15 protein-coding genes are annotated in these 14,993 nt (G+C 72.2%); 10 read left to right on the top strand and 5 right to left on the bottom strand.

The window, feature by feature from the left end; genetic code table 11:
* Positions 1-270: 270 nt before the first annotated feature.
* Positions 271-1,659 carry a glycoside hydrolase family 43 protein gene (locus ACFWPQ_RS15350; protein WP_384033727.1) on the bottom strand — a complete coding sequence of 463 codons (1,389 nt, stop codon included), beginning with the start codon at positions 1,657-1,659 and terminating at the stop codon, positions 271-273.
* A gap of 224 nt (positions 1,660-1,883) precedes the next feature.
* On the opposite strand from ACFWPQ_RS15350, the gene ACFWPQ_RS15345 reads away from it, so the two are divergent.
* The 3 genes from ACFWPQ_RS15345 (at position 1,884) to ACFWPQ_RS15335 (ending at position 5,198) form a co-directional block, all read left to right on the top strand.
* The gene (locus ACFWPQ_RS15345) at positions 1,884-3,308 is read left to right on the top strand and encodes an amidase (RefSeq protein ID WP_384033724.1); all 1,425 of its coding nucleotides are present in this window, start codon (positions 1,884-1,886) and stop codon (positions 3,306-3,308) included.
* 47 nt (positions 3,309-3,355) lie between these two features.
* Positions 3,356-3,574, top strand: a complete 219-nt coding sequence (locus ACFWPQ_RS15340; RefSeq protein WP_384033721.1) for a hypothetical protein — start codon at positions 3,356-3,358, stop codon at positions 3,572-3,574.
* A gap of 133 nt (positions 3,575-3,707) precedes the next feature.
* Positions 3,708-5,198 (top strand): SPFH domain-containing protein, encoded by a 1,491-nt coding sequence (locus ACFWPQ_RS15335; RefSeq protein ID WP_384033718.1) that lies wholly within the window; start codon positions 3,708-3,710, stop codon positions 5,196-5,198.
* Between the two features lie 51 nt (positions 5,199-5,249).
* On the opposite strand, the gene ACFWPQ_RS15330 is transcribed toward ACFWPQ_RS15335, so the two are convergent.
* Positions 5,250-5,663, bottom strand: coding sequence for a MarR family winged helix-turn-helix transcriptional regulator (locus ACFWPQ_RS15330; RefSeq protein WP_361293748.1), 414 nt, complete (start codon positions 5,661-5,663; stop codon positions 5,250-5,252).
* 61 nt (positions 5,664-5,724) lie between these two features.
* Between ACFWPQ_RS15330 and ACFWPQ_RS15325 the strand changes: the two genes are divergently transcribed.
* Together ACFWPQ_RS15325 and ACFWPQ_RS15320 are read left to right on the top strand one after the other, a co-directional pair.
* Positions 5,725-6,525, top strand: coding sequence for an alpha/beta fold hydrolase (locus ACFWPQ_RS15325; protein ID WP_384033715.1), 801 nt, complete (start codon positions 5,725-5,727; stop codon positions 6,523-6,525).
* A gap of 76 nt (positions 6,526-6,601) precedes the next feature.
* On the top strand, positions 6,602-6,994 hold the full coding sequence (locus ACFWPQ_RS15320; RefSeq protein ID WP_384033844.1) for a type II toxin-antitoxin system PemK/MazF family toxin: 393 nt from the start codon (positions 6,602-6,604) through the stop codon (positions 6,992-6,994).
* Positions 6,995-7,144: 150 nt separating this feature from the next.
* Here the strand turns inward: ACFWPQ_RS15320 and ACFWPQ_RS15315 are convergent, their stop codons facing one another.
* Positions 7,145-7,966, bottom strand: coding sequence for a TIGR02452 family protein (locus ACFWPQ_RS15315; RefSeq protein WP_384033712.1), 822 nt, complete (start codon positions 7,964-7,966; stop codon positions 7,145-7,147).
* A gap of 279 nt (positions 7,967-8,245) precedes the next feature.
* On the opposite strand from ACFWPQ_RS15315, the gene egtA reads away from it, so the two are divergent.
* The 4 genes from egtA to egtD are packed head-to-tail and all read left to right on the top strand — an operon-like array spanning position 8,246 to position 12,655.
* Entirely contained in the window at positions 8,246-9,583 is a 1,338-nt protein-coding gene (gene egtA, locus ACFWPQ_RS15310) for an ergothioneine biosynthesis glutamate--cysteine ligase EgtA (RefSeq protein WP_384033709.1), read from the top strand.
* Positions 9,580-10,905, top strand: a complete 1,326-nt coding sequence (gene egtB, locus ACFWPQ_RS15305; RefSeq protein WP_384033706.1) for an ergothioneine biosynthesis protein EgtB — start codon at positions 9,580-9,582, stop codon at positions 10,903-10,905. Before egtA ends, egtB begins: the two co-directional genes overlap by 4 nt.
* Positions 10,905-11,696 (top strand): ergothioneine biosynthesis protein EgtC, encoded by a 792-nt coding sequence (gene egtC, locus ACFWPQ_RS15300; RefSeq protein WP_384033703.1) that lies wholly within the window; start codon positions 10,905-10,907, stop codon positions 11,694-11,696. Before egtB ends, egtC begins: the two co-directional genes overlap by 1 nt.
* A complete protein-coding gene (gene egtD / locus ACFWPQ_RS15295; RefSeq protein WP_384033700.1) occupies positions 11,693-12,655 on the top strand; it encodes an L-histidine N(alpha)-methyltransferase in 963 nt (320 codons plus the stop codon). Before egtC ends, egtD begins: the two co-directional genes overlap by 4 nt.
* Before the next feature lie 152 nt (positions 12,656-12,807).
* On the opposite strand, the gene ACFWPQ_RS15290 is transcribed toward egtD, so the two are convergent.
* Positions 12,808-14,070 (bottom strand): extracellular solute-binding protein, encoded by a 1,263-nt coding sequence (locus tag ACFWPQ_RS15290; protein WP_384033697.1) that lies wholly within the window; start codon positions 14,068-14,070, stop codon positions 12,808-12,810.
* A gap of 198 nt (positions 14,071-14,268) precedes the next feature.
* Here ACFWPQ_RS15290 and ACFWPQ_RS15285 point away from each other — a divergent pair, with 198 nt between their 5' ends.
* Positions 14,269-14,484 (top strand): dodecin, encoded by a 216-nt coding sequence (locus ACFWPQ_RS15285; RefSeq protein WP_361293772.1) that lies wholly within the window; start codon positions 14,269-14,271, stop codon positions 14,482-14,484.
* An 11-nt stretch (positions 14,485-14,495) separates the two neighbouring features.
* On the opposite strand, the gene ACFWPQ_RS15280 is transcribed toward ACFWPQ_RS15285, so the two are convergent.
* A complete protein-coding gene (locus ACFWPQ_RS15280; protein WP_384033694.1) occupies positions 14,496-14,987 on the bottom strand; it encodes a hypothetical protein in 492 nt (163 codons plus the stop codon).
* Positions 14,988-14,993: the final 6 nt, after the last annotated feature.

Raw genomic sequence — 14,993 nt, 5'->3', positions numbered from 1 at the left:
GCCGGCCTTGGTCGTCGTTCCGATGACAGTGGCGCCACTCAACTTCGCCAGCTGACAGCAGGCGATGGCCAGTCCCCCACTGGCCCCGGTGATGACCACGGTGTCGCCCAGTCCAACCGGAGCGCGTCGCGTGGCACAGTTGACCGGGGTCATGTAGGCCCAGTGCACAACTTGTGCACATCTCCGCGGGAAATCCCGGGAAATCGAGGGAACTCGCGGGCACTGCTGACGGGTCATCAAGAAGTTTGCCCAGGTCAGCATCGGTGCAGGTCAGGCCCAGGATGTCACCGGAACGAACGAACTGTCCTGCCGGAACAGGTCGGTTCCGTTCGAGATGTCCACGCGGAGTTGGTAGTTGTAGTGGCGCAGGTAGTAACCGGGGTAGTTGTACGACTCGAAGCGGACCGAGCCGGTGGTCGTGCCCGTGCGGGCTATGAACGTGGCGTCCTGGGCGAACGTCGTCGTGCCGTCGTTGGCGTCGAAGCGGCCCCGGAAGTCGTAGTGGCGCAGGTAGTTCCCGGCGGCGTCGCGGAAGGAGTAGCCGTTGGAGTCGGCGAGCCCCGCGACCACCGTGAAGGTGGCCGCCTGCTTGTCGGCGGTGGCGCTGGAGCTGGTCACCACGGGGAGGTTGAGGAGGGAGGACACCTCCTCCCAGTACCTCGTCGTGTAGTTGACCGACTGGAGGGAGCGGGTCGCGTTCTTGGTCACCGAGGCGCCGCCGGACACCGTCTCCTTGATCACCGTGAAGTGCCGGGCCGTGCCGGAGAGCGTGGCCAGGGCGGTGGGGGTGCTCCAGGTGGCGAACGTGTCGTAGCTGTCGCTGTAGTAGTAGTTGCCGTCGCCGTAGCCGTCGAAGAAGATCCGCCAGCCGCCGTTGTCGAGCTGGATCACCGAGGGGCCCTCGCGGTAGCTCCCCCAGCCGGCCCAGTCGCCGGTCCTGGAGATCGTGTAGGGGCCCTTGAGGCTGGCGGCCGTGCCGTACTCGATGTACTTCGCCGTCTCGTTCTTCGTGAACGCGTGGTACGTCGAGCCGACCTTCACGATGTACGTGTCGATGTGGTTGGAGCCGATGCCGGAGAGGGCGGTCGGTGAAGTCCAAGCTGTGAGGGCGGAGTTGGTCGCGGTCAGGACGTACGGGGTGAAGATCCACTCGTCGTCCGTCGTCGAGCAGGACACGATGACGTTGACGCTGCCGTCGCTGTCCACGAACCACTCGGGCGCCCAGGCCCGGGACAGGTCGGTGATGGGGATCGTGTAGTCGTACAGGAACGTCCAGTTGACCCGGTCGGCGCTGCGGGCGAAGCCGATCGTGGTGCTCTCGTCCTCCCAGGTGTGGGTGGTGTAGGTGATGTAGTAGTAGCCGTCCGTGTGCTTGAAGATGCTCGCGTCGCGGATGCGGTTGCTGGGCGGGGTGTAGGCCGAGGACTGGAGGAGGCGGAAGTCCGTGGCGTCGTCGGACTGGTAGACGTTCACCGTCCCGTCGTCGCTGTTGAGGAAGGGCACGATGGTGTAGCGGGTGGCGTAGCCGCTGGCGGGGGCGGCGGCCTCGGCCGCCCCGAGCAGGCCGGGCAGTTCGCCCAGGGCCAGGGCCGTCGCGGGCAGGGCGGCCAGCGCGCGCAGCAGGGTACGGCGGGACGGGGTGGGGGGACGTGTGGTCACGGCGGCTCTCCGGGTGCTCGTACAGACGCGGACGCAGCGGCGCGTCCGGTATTTCGAACTGGGTTCGACAAGTCGCGCAGAAACTAAGAGTCGCGGCAGGTTCACGTCAATGCTTTCTGCAGGACTGGGGCGCAGCTGGACGCCGGCTGTGCGAAACCTGTCCTCCGGGAACCGGATCGACGTTACTCTCCGGTAAACGCAGTGCCCCGGAGGTGGGTCCCCGTATGCCGTACGACCGTTCCGCAGGCCTCGCCGAGTCCGTACGCGCCCTGGCCGCAGGCGAGTTGACCTCCCGTCGGCTGGTGGAGGAGTGTCTCGCGCGCATCGAGGCCACCCAGGACTCCCTCAACGCCTTCCGGATCGTGCGCCGTACGGCGGCCCTCGCCGAAGCGGACGCCGCCGACCGGGAGTTGGCCGACGGAGTGCGCCGGCCGCTGCTCGGGGTGCCGGTCGCGGTGAAGGACGACACGGACGTGGCCGGCGAGCCGACCGCCTTCGGCTGCCGGGGCGACTTCCCGGCAGCGCAGGAGGACTCGGAGGCGGTACGGCGGCTGCGCGCGGCCGGGGCCGTGATCATCGGCAAGACCAACACCTGCGAGCTGGGGCAGTGGCCGTTCACGGAAGGGCCGGCCTTCGGCGCCACGCGCAACCCCTGGCAGCCGCGGCACACTCCGGGCGGGTCCTCGGGCGGGTCGGCGGCCGCCGTCGCGGCGGGCCTGGTGCCGGCCGCGCTCGGCTCGGACGGCGCCGGCTCGGTACGGATCCCGGCCGCCTGGACCCACCTCGTCGGCATCAAACCGCAGCGCGGCCGCATCTCCACCTGGCCGCGCGGCGAGGCGTTCCAGGGCATCACGGTCAACGGCACCCTGGCCCGCACGGTCGCCGACGCGGCCCTGCTGCTGGACGCGGCGAGCGGGAACCATCCGCAGGACCCTCATCGGCCGAGCCCGTTGACACTCACCGAGGCCATCGGACGCGCCCCCGGGCGGCTGCGCATCGCGCTCTCCCTCAAGCCTCCGTTCACCGCACTGCCCGCCCGGCTGCAGCCGGAGGTACGCGCCCGCGTGCTTGAACTCGCCCAGCACCTGGCCGCGTTGGGCCACACCGTCGAGGAGGCCGACCCGCCCTACGGTCAGATCGGGCTCACCTTCGTCCCACGTGCCACGGTCGGGATCGCCGAACGCGTCCGCGAGGCACCGCATCCGGACCTCCTCGACCGGCGCACCCTGGAGGCGGCCCGCCTGGGCCGGCTGCTGGACGGGGCCCCGCTGCGGGCCGCCCGGCGCGCGGAGGCCACCCTGCGGGGCCGGATCGGCTCCTTCTTCACGTCGTACGACCTGATCCTCGCGCCGACCACCGCCGCTCCCCCGCCCCGCGTCGGAGCTCTGCTCGGACTCGGTCAGTTCGCCACCGACCGGGCGATGATCGCCGCCTGCCCCTACGCGTGGCCGTGGAACGTGCTGGGGTGGCCGGGGGTGAACGTGCCCGCCGGGTTCACCGGGGACGGGCTGCCCGTGGGTGCCCAGTTGCTCGGACCGGCGGACAGCGAGCCGCTGCTGGTCTCCGTCGCCGCCCAGCTGGAGTCCGAACTGCGCTGGCACGAGCTCTGGCCGCCGCACGCCGTGGCCGCGGACTCCCCCGCTGCGTGACGGCCCGCGGCTTCTCTGCCGCCTTCACCTCCCCGTACCCTCTGGCCATGGACGATGCGCCGATGGTGGGGCTGATGGGTCGGGTCACCGGAACGATCGGGCCCGGGCTCGTCGGCGAAGTGATCGTCCGGGTGCGCGGGGGCGCCGAGCACTTCCTCGCCTACGCCGCCGACGGCACCGGCCGCTTCGAGCGGGGAACGGTGGTCATGGTGGTCGAGTACCTGGCGCCGCGGACTGTCTACGTCACGCCTGCGTACGAGAGTTGAGTCCCCTCAGCCCCAGGTGAGGGGCTTGTGCGCCAAGATGGCAACAAGGGTCCGCCGATGTCTTCAATCGGGGCCCCCGCGAGCGCACACTCCCCTCGTTCGGTGCCGAGAGGGCACCATTCAAAGGGGGCGAATGCCGATGATTGTCGGCGTCGTTGCGGGGGCGGCGGTTGCCGCCGTTCTCGCGCTGATCGGTGTGTTCAAGATGATGTGGCGGGTCGCCGAGCCGAACGAGGCGCTCATCATCTCCGGTTCGAATCATCGGACCGAGGGGCTCGAAGAGGGCATGGGGTTCCGGATCGTCACGGGGCGCGGCACGCTGGTGATGCCGGGTGTACAGGCGGTGCGCAAGCTCTCCCTCGACCTCAAGGAGACCGAGCTGTCGGTCGACTGCGTGACCTTCCAGGGCATTCCGCTGAAGGTGCGGGGTGTGGTCATCTTCAAGGTCGGCGACGACTTCGTGTCGATCGCCAACGCGGGCCGCCGTTTCCTGGACCAGCAGAAGCTGGTGTCCGAGCGGGTGCACAACGTGTTCGCCGGTCATCTGCGGTCCATCGTGGGCGGGTTGACGGTCGAGGACATGATCCGCGACCGCGACAAGCTCACCGGGCAGACCCGGGCCGCCTGCGGCACGGAGATGGAGAAGCTGGGGCTCATCGTGGACTCCCTGCAGATCCATGAGATCGACGACCCGACCGGGTACATCAAGAACCTGGCCATGCCGCACGCGGCCGCCGTCCAGCGGGACGCGCGGATCGCCCAGGCGGAGGCCGACCGTCTCGCCACCGAGGCGGAACAGCAGTCGCTCGCCCGGATGGCGGAGGCCACCCGGGACAGCGAGATCCTGCAGGCCGGTTACCAGGCCGAGCGCGACAAGGCGGGGGCCGAGGCACGCCAGGCCGGTCCGCTCGCCGACGCGGCCGCCCGGCAGGAGGTCGTCGTCCAGGAGACGCGGGTCGCCGAACTGGAGGCGTACCGGCGCGAACAGCAGCTCCAGGCGGACGTCCGCAAGCCGGCCGACGCCATGGCCTACGAGAAGCGCACGCTGGCCGAGGGCGAGCGTGACGCACGTATCTCGGCGGCCGAGGCCCAGGCGAGGGAGACGGAGCTGGCGGCGGTGGCCGAGGCGACCCGGGTCAAGACGGCCGCGGGCGCCGAGGCCGAGGCGACCAGGGCCCGGGGTGAGGCGAACGCGGCCGCGACCCGGGCCACCGGCGAGGCCGAGGCGGCGGCCGCCCAGGCCAGGGGGCTGGCGGCGGCCGAGGCGGCCAAGGCCAAGGGGCTCGCCGAGGCCGCGGCCATCCAGGCCCGTGCGGCCGCGCTCGCCGAGAACCAGGAGGCGGTCGTCGCCCAGCAACTCGCCGAGAACTGGCCGGAGATCGTCCAGGCCGGCGCGTCCGCCTTCGGCAACGTCGACAACATGGTGCTGCTCAACGGCGCCGACGGCATGGCCGAGCTGTTCGCGAAGGCGCTGACGATGGGCGGCACGGGGCTGGGTCTGGCCCGCCAGCTCCTTGCCTCGATGAACCAGAACGGGCAGGCACCGGGCGGGACTTCACCGGCCCTCGACGGGACCGCGGCCCCGAAGACGGAGAAGGTGCCGGTGGAGCAGGACGGCAGGTGACGGAGAACAGAGCGAAGGTGCCTCCGGTCCGGCCGGGGGCGCCCCTTCGGTTCACTCCTGCGCGTTGAGCCGCCGCAGCAGCTCCAGCAGTGTCGCCCGCTCCGCCGCCGTCAGCCCGGCGAAGCAGTCGGCGAGCACCTCGCCGGCCACCCCGTGTCCTGCCGCCAGCGTCCGCTCCCCGTCGGGGGTCAGATGGTGCTCGATGCGCCGGCCGCGGCCCGGCCGCCGTTCCACCAGGCCCTGCGCGGCCAGCCGGCCGACCAGCGTGCCGAAGGCCTGCTCGCTCTGGAAGGTGGCCGCGGCCAGCTCCCGTGCCGAGGCGCCCGGCGACCGGTCGACGGCGCGCAGTGCGTCCCACTGCGCGAGGGTGGTGCCGACGGCCGCGAGCGCGCTGTCCAGCGCCCGGTGCTGCCGGTACTGGGCCTGTTTCACCGCTCTTCCGAGAACCTGCAGGTCATCGTGCATGGCTCCACTGTAACCGATGACTAAGCTTGTTTACATAAACATCCTTAGTTAGATTGACGGCATGACGACGAACCGCATCGCCCAGGTGTATCCGGACCTCTCCATCTCGCTGACCGAGGCCGGTTCCGGCCGCCCGGTGCTCGTACTCCACGGAGGCGGCGGCCCGGCCACGGTCGCCGGCCTCGCCGCCCGCCTCGCCGGGTCGGCCCGCACCATCACCCCCGTCCACCCCGGCTGGGACGGCACACCCCGCCCCGGCTGGCTGACGAGCGTCGACGACCTCGCCGTCGCCTACCTCCACCTGCTCCAGGACGCCGAGTTGAGCGACGTCCTGGTCATCGGCTCCTCGCTGGGCGGCCAACTCGCCGCCGAAATGGCCGTACGCGACACGGCGGGGACGGTCACCGGCCTGGTCCTGGTCAACGCGGTCGGCGCGGACATCGAGGGCGAGCCGGTCACGGACTTCTTCGCGCTGGATCCGCGTGCCCAGGCCGAGCACTCCTGGCACGACCCGGACCGCTTCTACGTCGACCCGGCCACCCTGCCCGCCGCCGAACTCGCCCGCCGCCAGGCCAACATGGCGACCATGCGGGCGCTCACCGACGGCGGCCGGATGACCGACCCGAAGCTGCTGCCCCGGCTGGCGCGGGTGCGGCGGCCCGCGCTGCTGATCTGGGGCGAGAGCGACCGTATCGTCACGCCCGCGTACGGAGCCGCCTACGCGAAGGCCTTCCCGCAGGGCCGGTTCGCGCCGGTCCCCGAGGCCGGCCACCTTCCGCACCTCGAACGCCCGGACGTGACGGCCGCGTTGGTCGAGGCCGAGCTGCACCGCACCGCCACCCCGCCTGTCCTCGCAGGCTGAGGCCCCTTAGGGTGCCCTCGTGACTGCGTATATCGACGACGAGAACATCCCCGGCCGGTTCGGCCCCACCGCGACCATGGAGGCCGACCCGCACGAGGTCGGCAAGGTGCGCACCGAGTACTCCCCCGCCCACGACGGCGACCCGGACCCCGGTGAGATCGTGTGGACCTGGGTGCCCTTCGAGGAGAACGACGGACGCGGCAAGGACCGGCCGGTGCTGGTCGTCGCCCGGGAGGCGGCCGGCACCCTGCTCGCCGTCCAGCTGTCCAGCAAGCGGCACGACAACGACCGTGAGTGGGTGGCGATCGGCAGCGGGCCGTGGGACCGCTCCGGGCGCGACTCCTGGGTGGACGTGGACCGCGTGCTGCGGCTGCACGAGGACGGCATGCGCCGCGAGGCCTGCGCACTCGACCGGGGCCGCTTCAACCTCGTACGCAACCGGCTGCACGAGCGGTACGGCTGGAAGTGAGTTCCGGGCGCTCCGCCGGAACTGCCGCGATACGCCGTCTGCGGCGCCGTCGTGGCTGGTCGCGCCCGCACGGCGGTAGCCGCATATCGGATACGGCCCCGCGCCCCTTTCGGGGCGCTGCGGAACCGCAGCGGACTCCGCCGGACCCGCTCAGACCCCGGCGGTCCCGAACGCCTCGGCGAAGGCGCCCCGGACCACGGATCCCGGCGTGCGGTCCAGGACCCCGAACACCACGTGTTCGAAGGTCCGCGCGAACCGTCCGCCGGGGCCCAGCAGTGCCCGGAAGGCGCCCGCGACCTGTGCGGGGTCGTTCTGGAACACCCCGCAGCCCCAGGCGCCGAGGACCAGCCGCCGGTAGCCGTGCACGGCGGCGACCTCCAGCACCCGTTCGGCCCGTACGGCGAGGGCGCGGGGCAGTTCGCCGACCCGCTCCGGAGCCGTACGGCGGATCACGCCGGCGTTGGGCGCGGCGGCCGTGAGGAACCCGGCGAGGTAGGGCTCGGCGAGAAGGCGGCCGCGGTCGTCGCGGAAGACCGGGACGGCCGGGGAGTGGATCACGCGGTCCGTGTAGAACGTGTCGCGGTGGGCGCGGTGGTGGTCGTAGTACGCGGCGGCCTCGCGCACACACGTGTACAGCGCGGAGGCGCGGCACAGGGCCTCCTCCTGCGCCTGGGCGCCGTTCAGGTAGCCGCCGCCCGGATTGCGGGCCGAGGCGAAGTTCAGGACGGCCACCGGGGCGTCGGCGAGGCGGTGGGCGGCCTCCAGACTGCTCTCGCCGGTGACCTCGAAGGCGGTGTCCAGGTCAGGGGCGGGCGGGACCGGCACCGGCACCGGCCCGTACAGCCGCGTCCCCGCCCGGGCGGCGGCGATGTCGGCCGCCAGGACGACCTCCCGGCCGTCGGGCGCGCGGTAGCTGCCCGCCGCCACGATCTGTTCGGTCTGCTGGGCGATGCCGCGCAGGCGCGCGCTCATGGCGCCACCCCCGTGGACGCCATGACCGCGGCCCGCGCGGCCTCCCCCGTCGTGCTCATGCACGCATCCTGGGCGATGCTGGTGATGCCGTGCAACGGAGTTTCCATGGCCCGAAACGGTCGGAAACTCGCAAGGAAGCAGAGGTTACCGATCTAGAACGTCCCCATAGGTGCCCTTGTGCGAATGGACGCGACGGTCTTGGGTGGAACGGACGATGCCGCCCCGGACGCATCCACGGCCGGGGCGGTGGCATGGTGGAATCTTCAGGAGGATCCCTACATGTCCGACTCGATATCCGACGACGGCGACTGTACCGACGGGTCTGTGAGGACCGACTTCTCGGACGACCGCACCGCTGTCACCGAGGCCGAGGTGGAGGCCCTGGTCAAGGGCATCTGCTTCAAGACCGGCCCGCCCCGCACCCTCGGGGTGGAAGTGGAATGGCTGGTCCACGGGCTGCGCAGGCCGCAGCTCCCCGTAACACCCGAACGGCTCGAAGCGGCCTACGCCGCACTGCGCACGGTGCCCCTGGATTCGGCGCTCACCGTCGAACCCGGCGGCCAGCTGGAGCTCAGCTCGCCGCCCGCCGCCTCCCTCATGGAGTGCGTCGGCACCGTCTCCGCCGATCTGGACGCCGTCCGCAAGGTCCTCGCCGAACAGGACCTCGGACTCGTGGGCGTCGGTCACGATCCCTGGCACGCACCCCGCCGCTTCCTGCGCGAACCGCGCTACGACGCGATGGAGAGCTGCCTGGACCGTACCGGCACGGCGGGCCGCCACATGATGTGTTCCTCGGCCTCCGTGCAGGTCTGCCTGGACGCCGGCCACGAGGAGCCCGGCCCGCTCGGCTACACCCGGCGCTGGTGGCTGGCCCATCAGCTGGGCCCGGTGCTGGTGGCCGCGTTCGCGAACTCCCCGCTGGTCGGGCACCGGCCCACCGGCTGGGTCTCCACCCGGCAGCTGCTGTGGATGGAGATCGGCGCGGGCCGCGCGGGCGCGCCCGCGCTGGACGGCGACCCGCGCACCGCCTGGGCCCGGCACGTCCTCGACGCGCCGGTGATGTGCGTACGGCGGGACGGCGGCCCCTGGGAGGTGCCCGAGGGCCTGACCTTCCGGGCCTGGACCCGGTCGGGGACGCCCGCCCCGCCCACCGGCGCGGATCTGGCGTACCACCTCACCACGCTGTTCCCGCCGGTCAGGCCGCGCGGTCATCTGGAGCTGCGGATGATCGACGCACAGCCCGGCGACGACGGCTGGATCGTGCCGCTGGCGGTGACGACGGCGCTGTTCGACGACCCGGAGGCCGCCGAGACCGCGTACCGGACGGTGAAACCGCTGGCCGAGCGGGCGGGGCCGCAGCCCGCTCCGCACAACCCGCTCTGGCTCGACGCGGCCCGCACCGGGCTCCGCGACCCGGAGCTGCACGAGGCCGCCGTCGCCTGCTTCACGGCGGCACTGGAGGCCCTGCCGAGGATCGGCGCGACCCCCGAGGTCATCGACGCCGTGACGACGTACCGGGACCGGTACGTGCTGCGAGGCCGCTGCCCGGCCGACGACCTGCTGGACGGAGTGCGCGGCACGGCCGGTCGCGCCCATGGGAAGGACATCAGCGCATGACCGAGACCGACGTCGACATCGATATCGAGACCCTGCGGGACCGGGCGCTGAAGTCCCTGACCACCGCCCGGGACCGCACCACGCTGCTGACCAGCTGCGTGGAAGGGCCCGACCTCACCGCCCAGCACTCCCCGCTGATGTCCCCGCTGGTCTGGGACCTGGCGCACATCGGCAACCAGGAGGAGCTCTGGCTGCTGCGCAACGTCGGCGGCCGGGAGGCGATGCGCCCCGAGATCGACAGCCTCTACGACGCCTTCGAGCATCCGCGCTCCGAGCGGCCCTCGCTGCCGCTGCTGCCGCCCGCCGAGGCCCGGCAGTACGCGGCGGAGGTCCGCGGCCGGGCCCTCGACCTGCTGGACAGCGCGGCGTTCAGCGGCACCCGGCTGACCGAGGCGGGCTTCGCCTTCGGGATGATCGCGCAGCACGAACAGCAGCACGACGAGACGATGCTGATCACCCATCAGCTCCGCAGGGGCCCGCAGGCCCTGACCGCCCCGGACCCGGCCCCCGCGCCGCCGTTCACCGGTCCGGCCGAAGTGCTGGTCCCCGGCGGCCCGTTCACCATGGGCACCTCCACCGAGCCCTGGGCGCTGGACAACGAACGGCCCGCACACCGGCGGGAGGTGGCGCCCTACTGGATCGACACCACCCCGGTGACCAACGGCCAGTACCTGGCGTTCATCGAGGACGGCGGCTACGAACAGGAGCGCTGGTGGACGCCGGAGGGCTGGGCGCACATCCGGCAGCACTCCATCGTCGCCCCGCAGTTCTGGCACCGGGAGGGCGCCCAGTGGCTGCGGCGCCGGTTCGGGATCACGGAGGTGGTCCCGCCCGAGGAGCCGGTGCTGCACGTGTGCTGGTACGAGGCGGACGCCTACGCCCGCTGGGCCGGGCGCCGGCTGCCGACCGAGGCCGAGTGGGAGAAGGCCGCCCGGCACCACCCGGGCGAGAACCGGTCCCGGCGCTACCCGTGGGGCGACGCCGACCCGGCCCCCGCCCACGCCAACCTGGGCCAGCGGCACCTGCGCCCGGCCCCGGCGGGCAGCTACCCGGAGGGCGAGTCCCCGCTGGGCGTACGGCAGTTGATCGGTGACGTGTGGGAGTGGACGGCCAGCGACTTCGAGCCGTACCCGGGCTTCGCCGCCTTCCCGTACAAGGAGTACTCGGAGGTGTTCTTCGGCCCCGAGTACAAGGTGCTGCGCGGCGGTTCGTTCGCCGTGGACCAGGTGGCCTGCCGGGGGACGTTCCGCAACTGGGACTACCCGATCCGGCGGCAGATCTTCTCCGGCTTCCGCACCGCACGCTCGGCGGAGACCGCCTGATGTGCCGTCACCTGGCCTTTCTGGGACCCGAGGAGCCGCTCGGCCGGCTCCTCGTGGAGCCCGAGCACTCCCTCTACCGGCAGTCGTGGGCACCCCGGCGGCAGCGGTACGGGACGGTCAACGCGGACGGTTTCGGGGTGGGCTGGTACGCCCCGGACGATCCGCAGCCGGCCCGCTACCGGCGGGCCGGGCCGATCTGGGCCGACCCGTCCTTCGCCGACCTGGCCCGGGTCGTGCGCACCGGCGCGCTGCTGGCCGCCGTACGGGACGCGACCCTGGCGGGCGCGGACGGGGAGGCCGCGGCGGCGCCGTTCGCCGCGGGCCGCTGGCTGTTCAGCCACAACGGGGCGATCCCGGGCTGGCCGGGGTCCATGGCACCCCTGGTCCCGCTGCTGCCCCCGGCCGACCTGCTGTCGATGGAGGCCCGCACCGACTCGGCGTTCGTCTGGGCGCTGGCCCTGCACCGGCTGCGGTCCGGAACGGAGCCGGGCCCGGCCCTTGCCGAAACGGTTCGGCAGGTGGCCGAGGCGGCCCCCGCGGCCCGGCTCAACCTCCTCCTCACCGACGGCGAGACCATCACCGCCACCGCCTGGGGCGACAGCCTCCACTACCTCGCGGAACCCGGCCTGCGCACCGTCGTCGCCTCCGAGCCGTACGACGACGACCCGCGCTGGCGCGAGGTCCCCGACCGCACGCTGCTCACCGCGAGCCGCGCGGGCGTCGTACTCACGCCCGTCGAGAACCCGGTCGAGGACCTGGCGTCGGTACCCCCTAAGGAGCCCTGTACGTGAGTCCCTTCCGTGTCACCCGCACCCTTCCCGAGGACGCGACGGACGCCGCGCTGCGCGCCGACGTCCTGACCGGCCTCACCGCCACCCCCAAGACGCTGCCGCCGAAGTGGTTCTACGACGCCCGGGGCAGCGAGCTGTTCGAGCAGATCACCGAGCTGCCCGAGTACTACCCGACCCGGGCGGAGCGGGAGATCCTGCGCACCCGGTCCGGCGAGATCGCCGCCGCCTGCGGCGCCCGCACCCTCGTGGAGCTGGGCTCGGGCTCCTCCGAGAAGACCCGCCTGCTCATCGACGCGCTCACCGGTCTCGAGGTGTACGTCCCGGTCGACGTCAGCGAGAGCGCGCTCACGCAGGCCGGCCAGGCGCTCGTCGCGGAGCGGCCGGGGCTGACCGTGCACGCCCTGATCGCCGACTTCACCGGCCGGCTTGAGCTGCCCGAGACGCCCGGGCCGCGGCTGGTGGCGTTCCTCGGCGGCACGATCGGCAACCTGCTGCCCGCCGAGCGGGCCGGGTTCCTGGCCTCGGTGCGGCGGCTGCTCGCGCCCGGTGACGCGCTGCTGCTCGGCACCGACCTGGTCAAGGACGAGGAGGTGCTGGTCCGGGCGTACGACGACGCGGCCGGGGTGACGGCCGAGTTCAACAAGAACGTCCTCGCCGTCGTCGACCGCGAACTGGACGCCGACTTCGACCCGGAGGCCTTCGACCACGTCGCCCTGTGGGACGCGGAGAACGAGTGGATCGAGATGCGGCTGCGCTCCCGGGTCGCGCAGACCGTGAAGGTGCCCGCGCTCGATCTGGCCGTGGACTTCACGGCGGGCGAGGAGCTGCGCACCGAGGTGTCGGCGAAGTTCCGGCGGGACGGCGTGACCGCGGAACTGGCCGATGCGGGGCTGGAGCTGACCGACTGGTGGACCGACGCGCAGGGGCGCTTCGCGCTGTCCCTGAGCTTCGCGCGCTGAGTCGCTCCGCCTCAGCGCTCCGCTGGAAGTGCCGCGCCATGTCGTCGGTCGTCTGCGGCGCCGTCGTGGCTGGTCGCGCCCACGCGGCGGTGGCCGCACATGCAATACAGCCCCGCGCCCCTTTGGGGCGCTGCCGAACCGCATGCGCCGGGTCACCCGAAGTCCGGTGCCAGTAGCTCGGTGATCCGTCGGGAGGCGCGGCGGGCCTCGGTCGCGGGGTCCGCTCCGCCGAGCACCTTGGTCATGTAGCCCTTGATCGGGTTGTCGGCCTCGACGGCCGGCCAGTCCGGGGAGTGGGGCGTCGCCCGCCCTCGCGCGGCACCCGCCGCCATCGCGGCGACCCCCTCCTCCCCGGCCACCGCGCCCGCCAGCGTGGTCTTGTTGGGCACGTAGTTCATGGTGCGGGCCAGCTCGGTGTCCCACTTGGCGCCGGCCAGCGCGCCGACGACGGCGGTCGCGTCGTAGGGCCGGTCGGTGTTCTGCGGTACGACGAGGTCGGAGCCGCCGGTGAAGACGGCGCCGGGGTGGGCCGCGGTGAGACCCGGCACCGGGAAGTAGCCGATCTCGTCCTTGAGTTCGGGGTTCTCCTGCACGATGGACTGGGCGAGGCCGGGCACCGCGACGATCTGCGCGACCTGTCCGCCGGCGAACACCTGCGCCTGGGGCGGGTGTTCCTCGTCGGCGTCGACGGGCCCCTTGCCGAGGGCCTGGAGTTGCCGGTAGAAGTCCATCCCGCGCAGCGCGGCCGGGCTGTCGAGGGTGCCCTTCCAGCCGGCGTCCGTCTCCTCGGCGAGGTCGCCGCCCTCGTCCCAGACGAACCCGGAGAGGGTGTACCAGTCCTGTCCGGCGAGGTAGATCCCCTGGTTTCCGCCGGAGTTGAGCTTCCCGGTGTCGGCCAGCCACTCCTCGCGGGTCTTCGGCGGGGAGGTGATCCCGGCCTTCCGGAACAGGTCCTTGCGGTAGATGACGACCCGGTTGGCGGCGTACCAGGGGATGCCGTACTGACGGGAGTCGTCCCGGCCGGGCTCGGCGAGGCCGGGCAGCCAGTGCTCCTTGCCCCAGTCGCGCATCGACTCCAGGGTGAGGTCGGTGAGCCGGCCGCCCTCGACGTACTGCGGGACCTGGGTGTTGCCGACCTCGATGACGTCGGGCGCGTCGGCGGAGTCGCTCTTCAGGGCCGTCTGCACCTTGTCCACGATGCCGGTCCACTCCTGGATGCGGATGTCCAGGCGGATGTCCTTGTGGGTGCGCTCGAAGTCCGCGGTGAAGCGGCGCAGGAAATCCGCGGAGGCGCTGTTGCGCATCAGCCACACCGTCACCGTGTGCCGGTCGCCGCCTCCGCCCGGCAGGACTCCACAGGCGCTCAGCAGGGCGGCGGACACACAGACGAGGGCGAGCGGGCGGCGATGTCTCACGAGGGGGTCCTGTTCTGTCTGGCGGACAGCCGAAGAGGCCCGACGTGGGGGAACGAGCACCAGGGGCTCGTGCGGGTGTAGGGGATTTTGGTATGGACCAATACGGAGGGTCAAGAGCTGTCGGCATTTCGGAACCGACGCCTCGCGCTCCGCTTCCGGATACGGCACGGTGGAGTGACGACGAGAGGAGCTCCCCCGATGGCGAATCACACCTACCGCGTCACCGAGATCGTCGGCACCTCGCACGAGGGCATCGACCAGGCCATCCGCAACGGTGTCGCACGCGCCAACCAGACCCTGCGCAACCTGGACTGGTTCGAGGTGACGCAGGTCAGGGGCCAGATCGAGAACGGGCAGATCGAGCACTACCAGGTCGGCCTGAAGGTGGGCTTCCGCATCGACGACGAGGGCTGACGATCCTGCCGTCAGGTCCGTCCCTCCCCCTCCTGGGCCTGTTCCAGGGCCGCCGAGCGCTCGGCCCAGCGGGCCCGCACGACGGTGAACCCGGCCCGTTCGGCGGCATCGCACACCAGCTCGTCGTCGTCGGCCAGGAAGCGGACCTGACGTCCTTCCGCGAGCCGCCGCAGGATCTCCAGCTTGGTGTGCCGGGCGGGCCTGCGGTCGGCGTTGCGCCGCATGTGCACCCGTCCCTCGGGCAGCGCGTGGGCGGCGAGCCAGTCCAGCGTGTCGCGCCGGCAGCGCTCGGGCCGCCCGGTGAGATAGACGATCTCGCACTCCTCGGCGGTCGCCACGGCCAGCGCGATCCCCTCGGCGATCGGCGGATCGTGCGGCGCCGCCGCGAAGAACGCGTCCCAGTCCCTGGGCTTGCGCTCCAGGAACCGCTGCCGGTGCGCGGTATCCGCGAGCGTGTTGTCGATGTCGAACACGGCGATCGGACGCTTGCTGCTCTCTGTCACGCGGCA

Origin of the sequence: Streptomyces sp. NPDC058464 (genome assembly GCF_042721035.1) — a bacterium.
Lineage (GTDB): Bacteria > Actinomycetota > Actinomycetes > Streptomycetales > Streptomycetaceae > Streptomyces.
The sequence above is the reverse complement of the archived record's forward strand: the minus strand, read 5'-3'. Positions and strand labels throughout refer to the sequence as shown.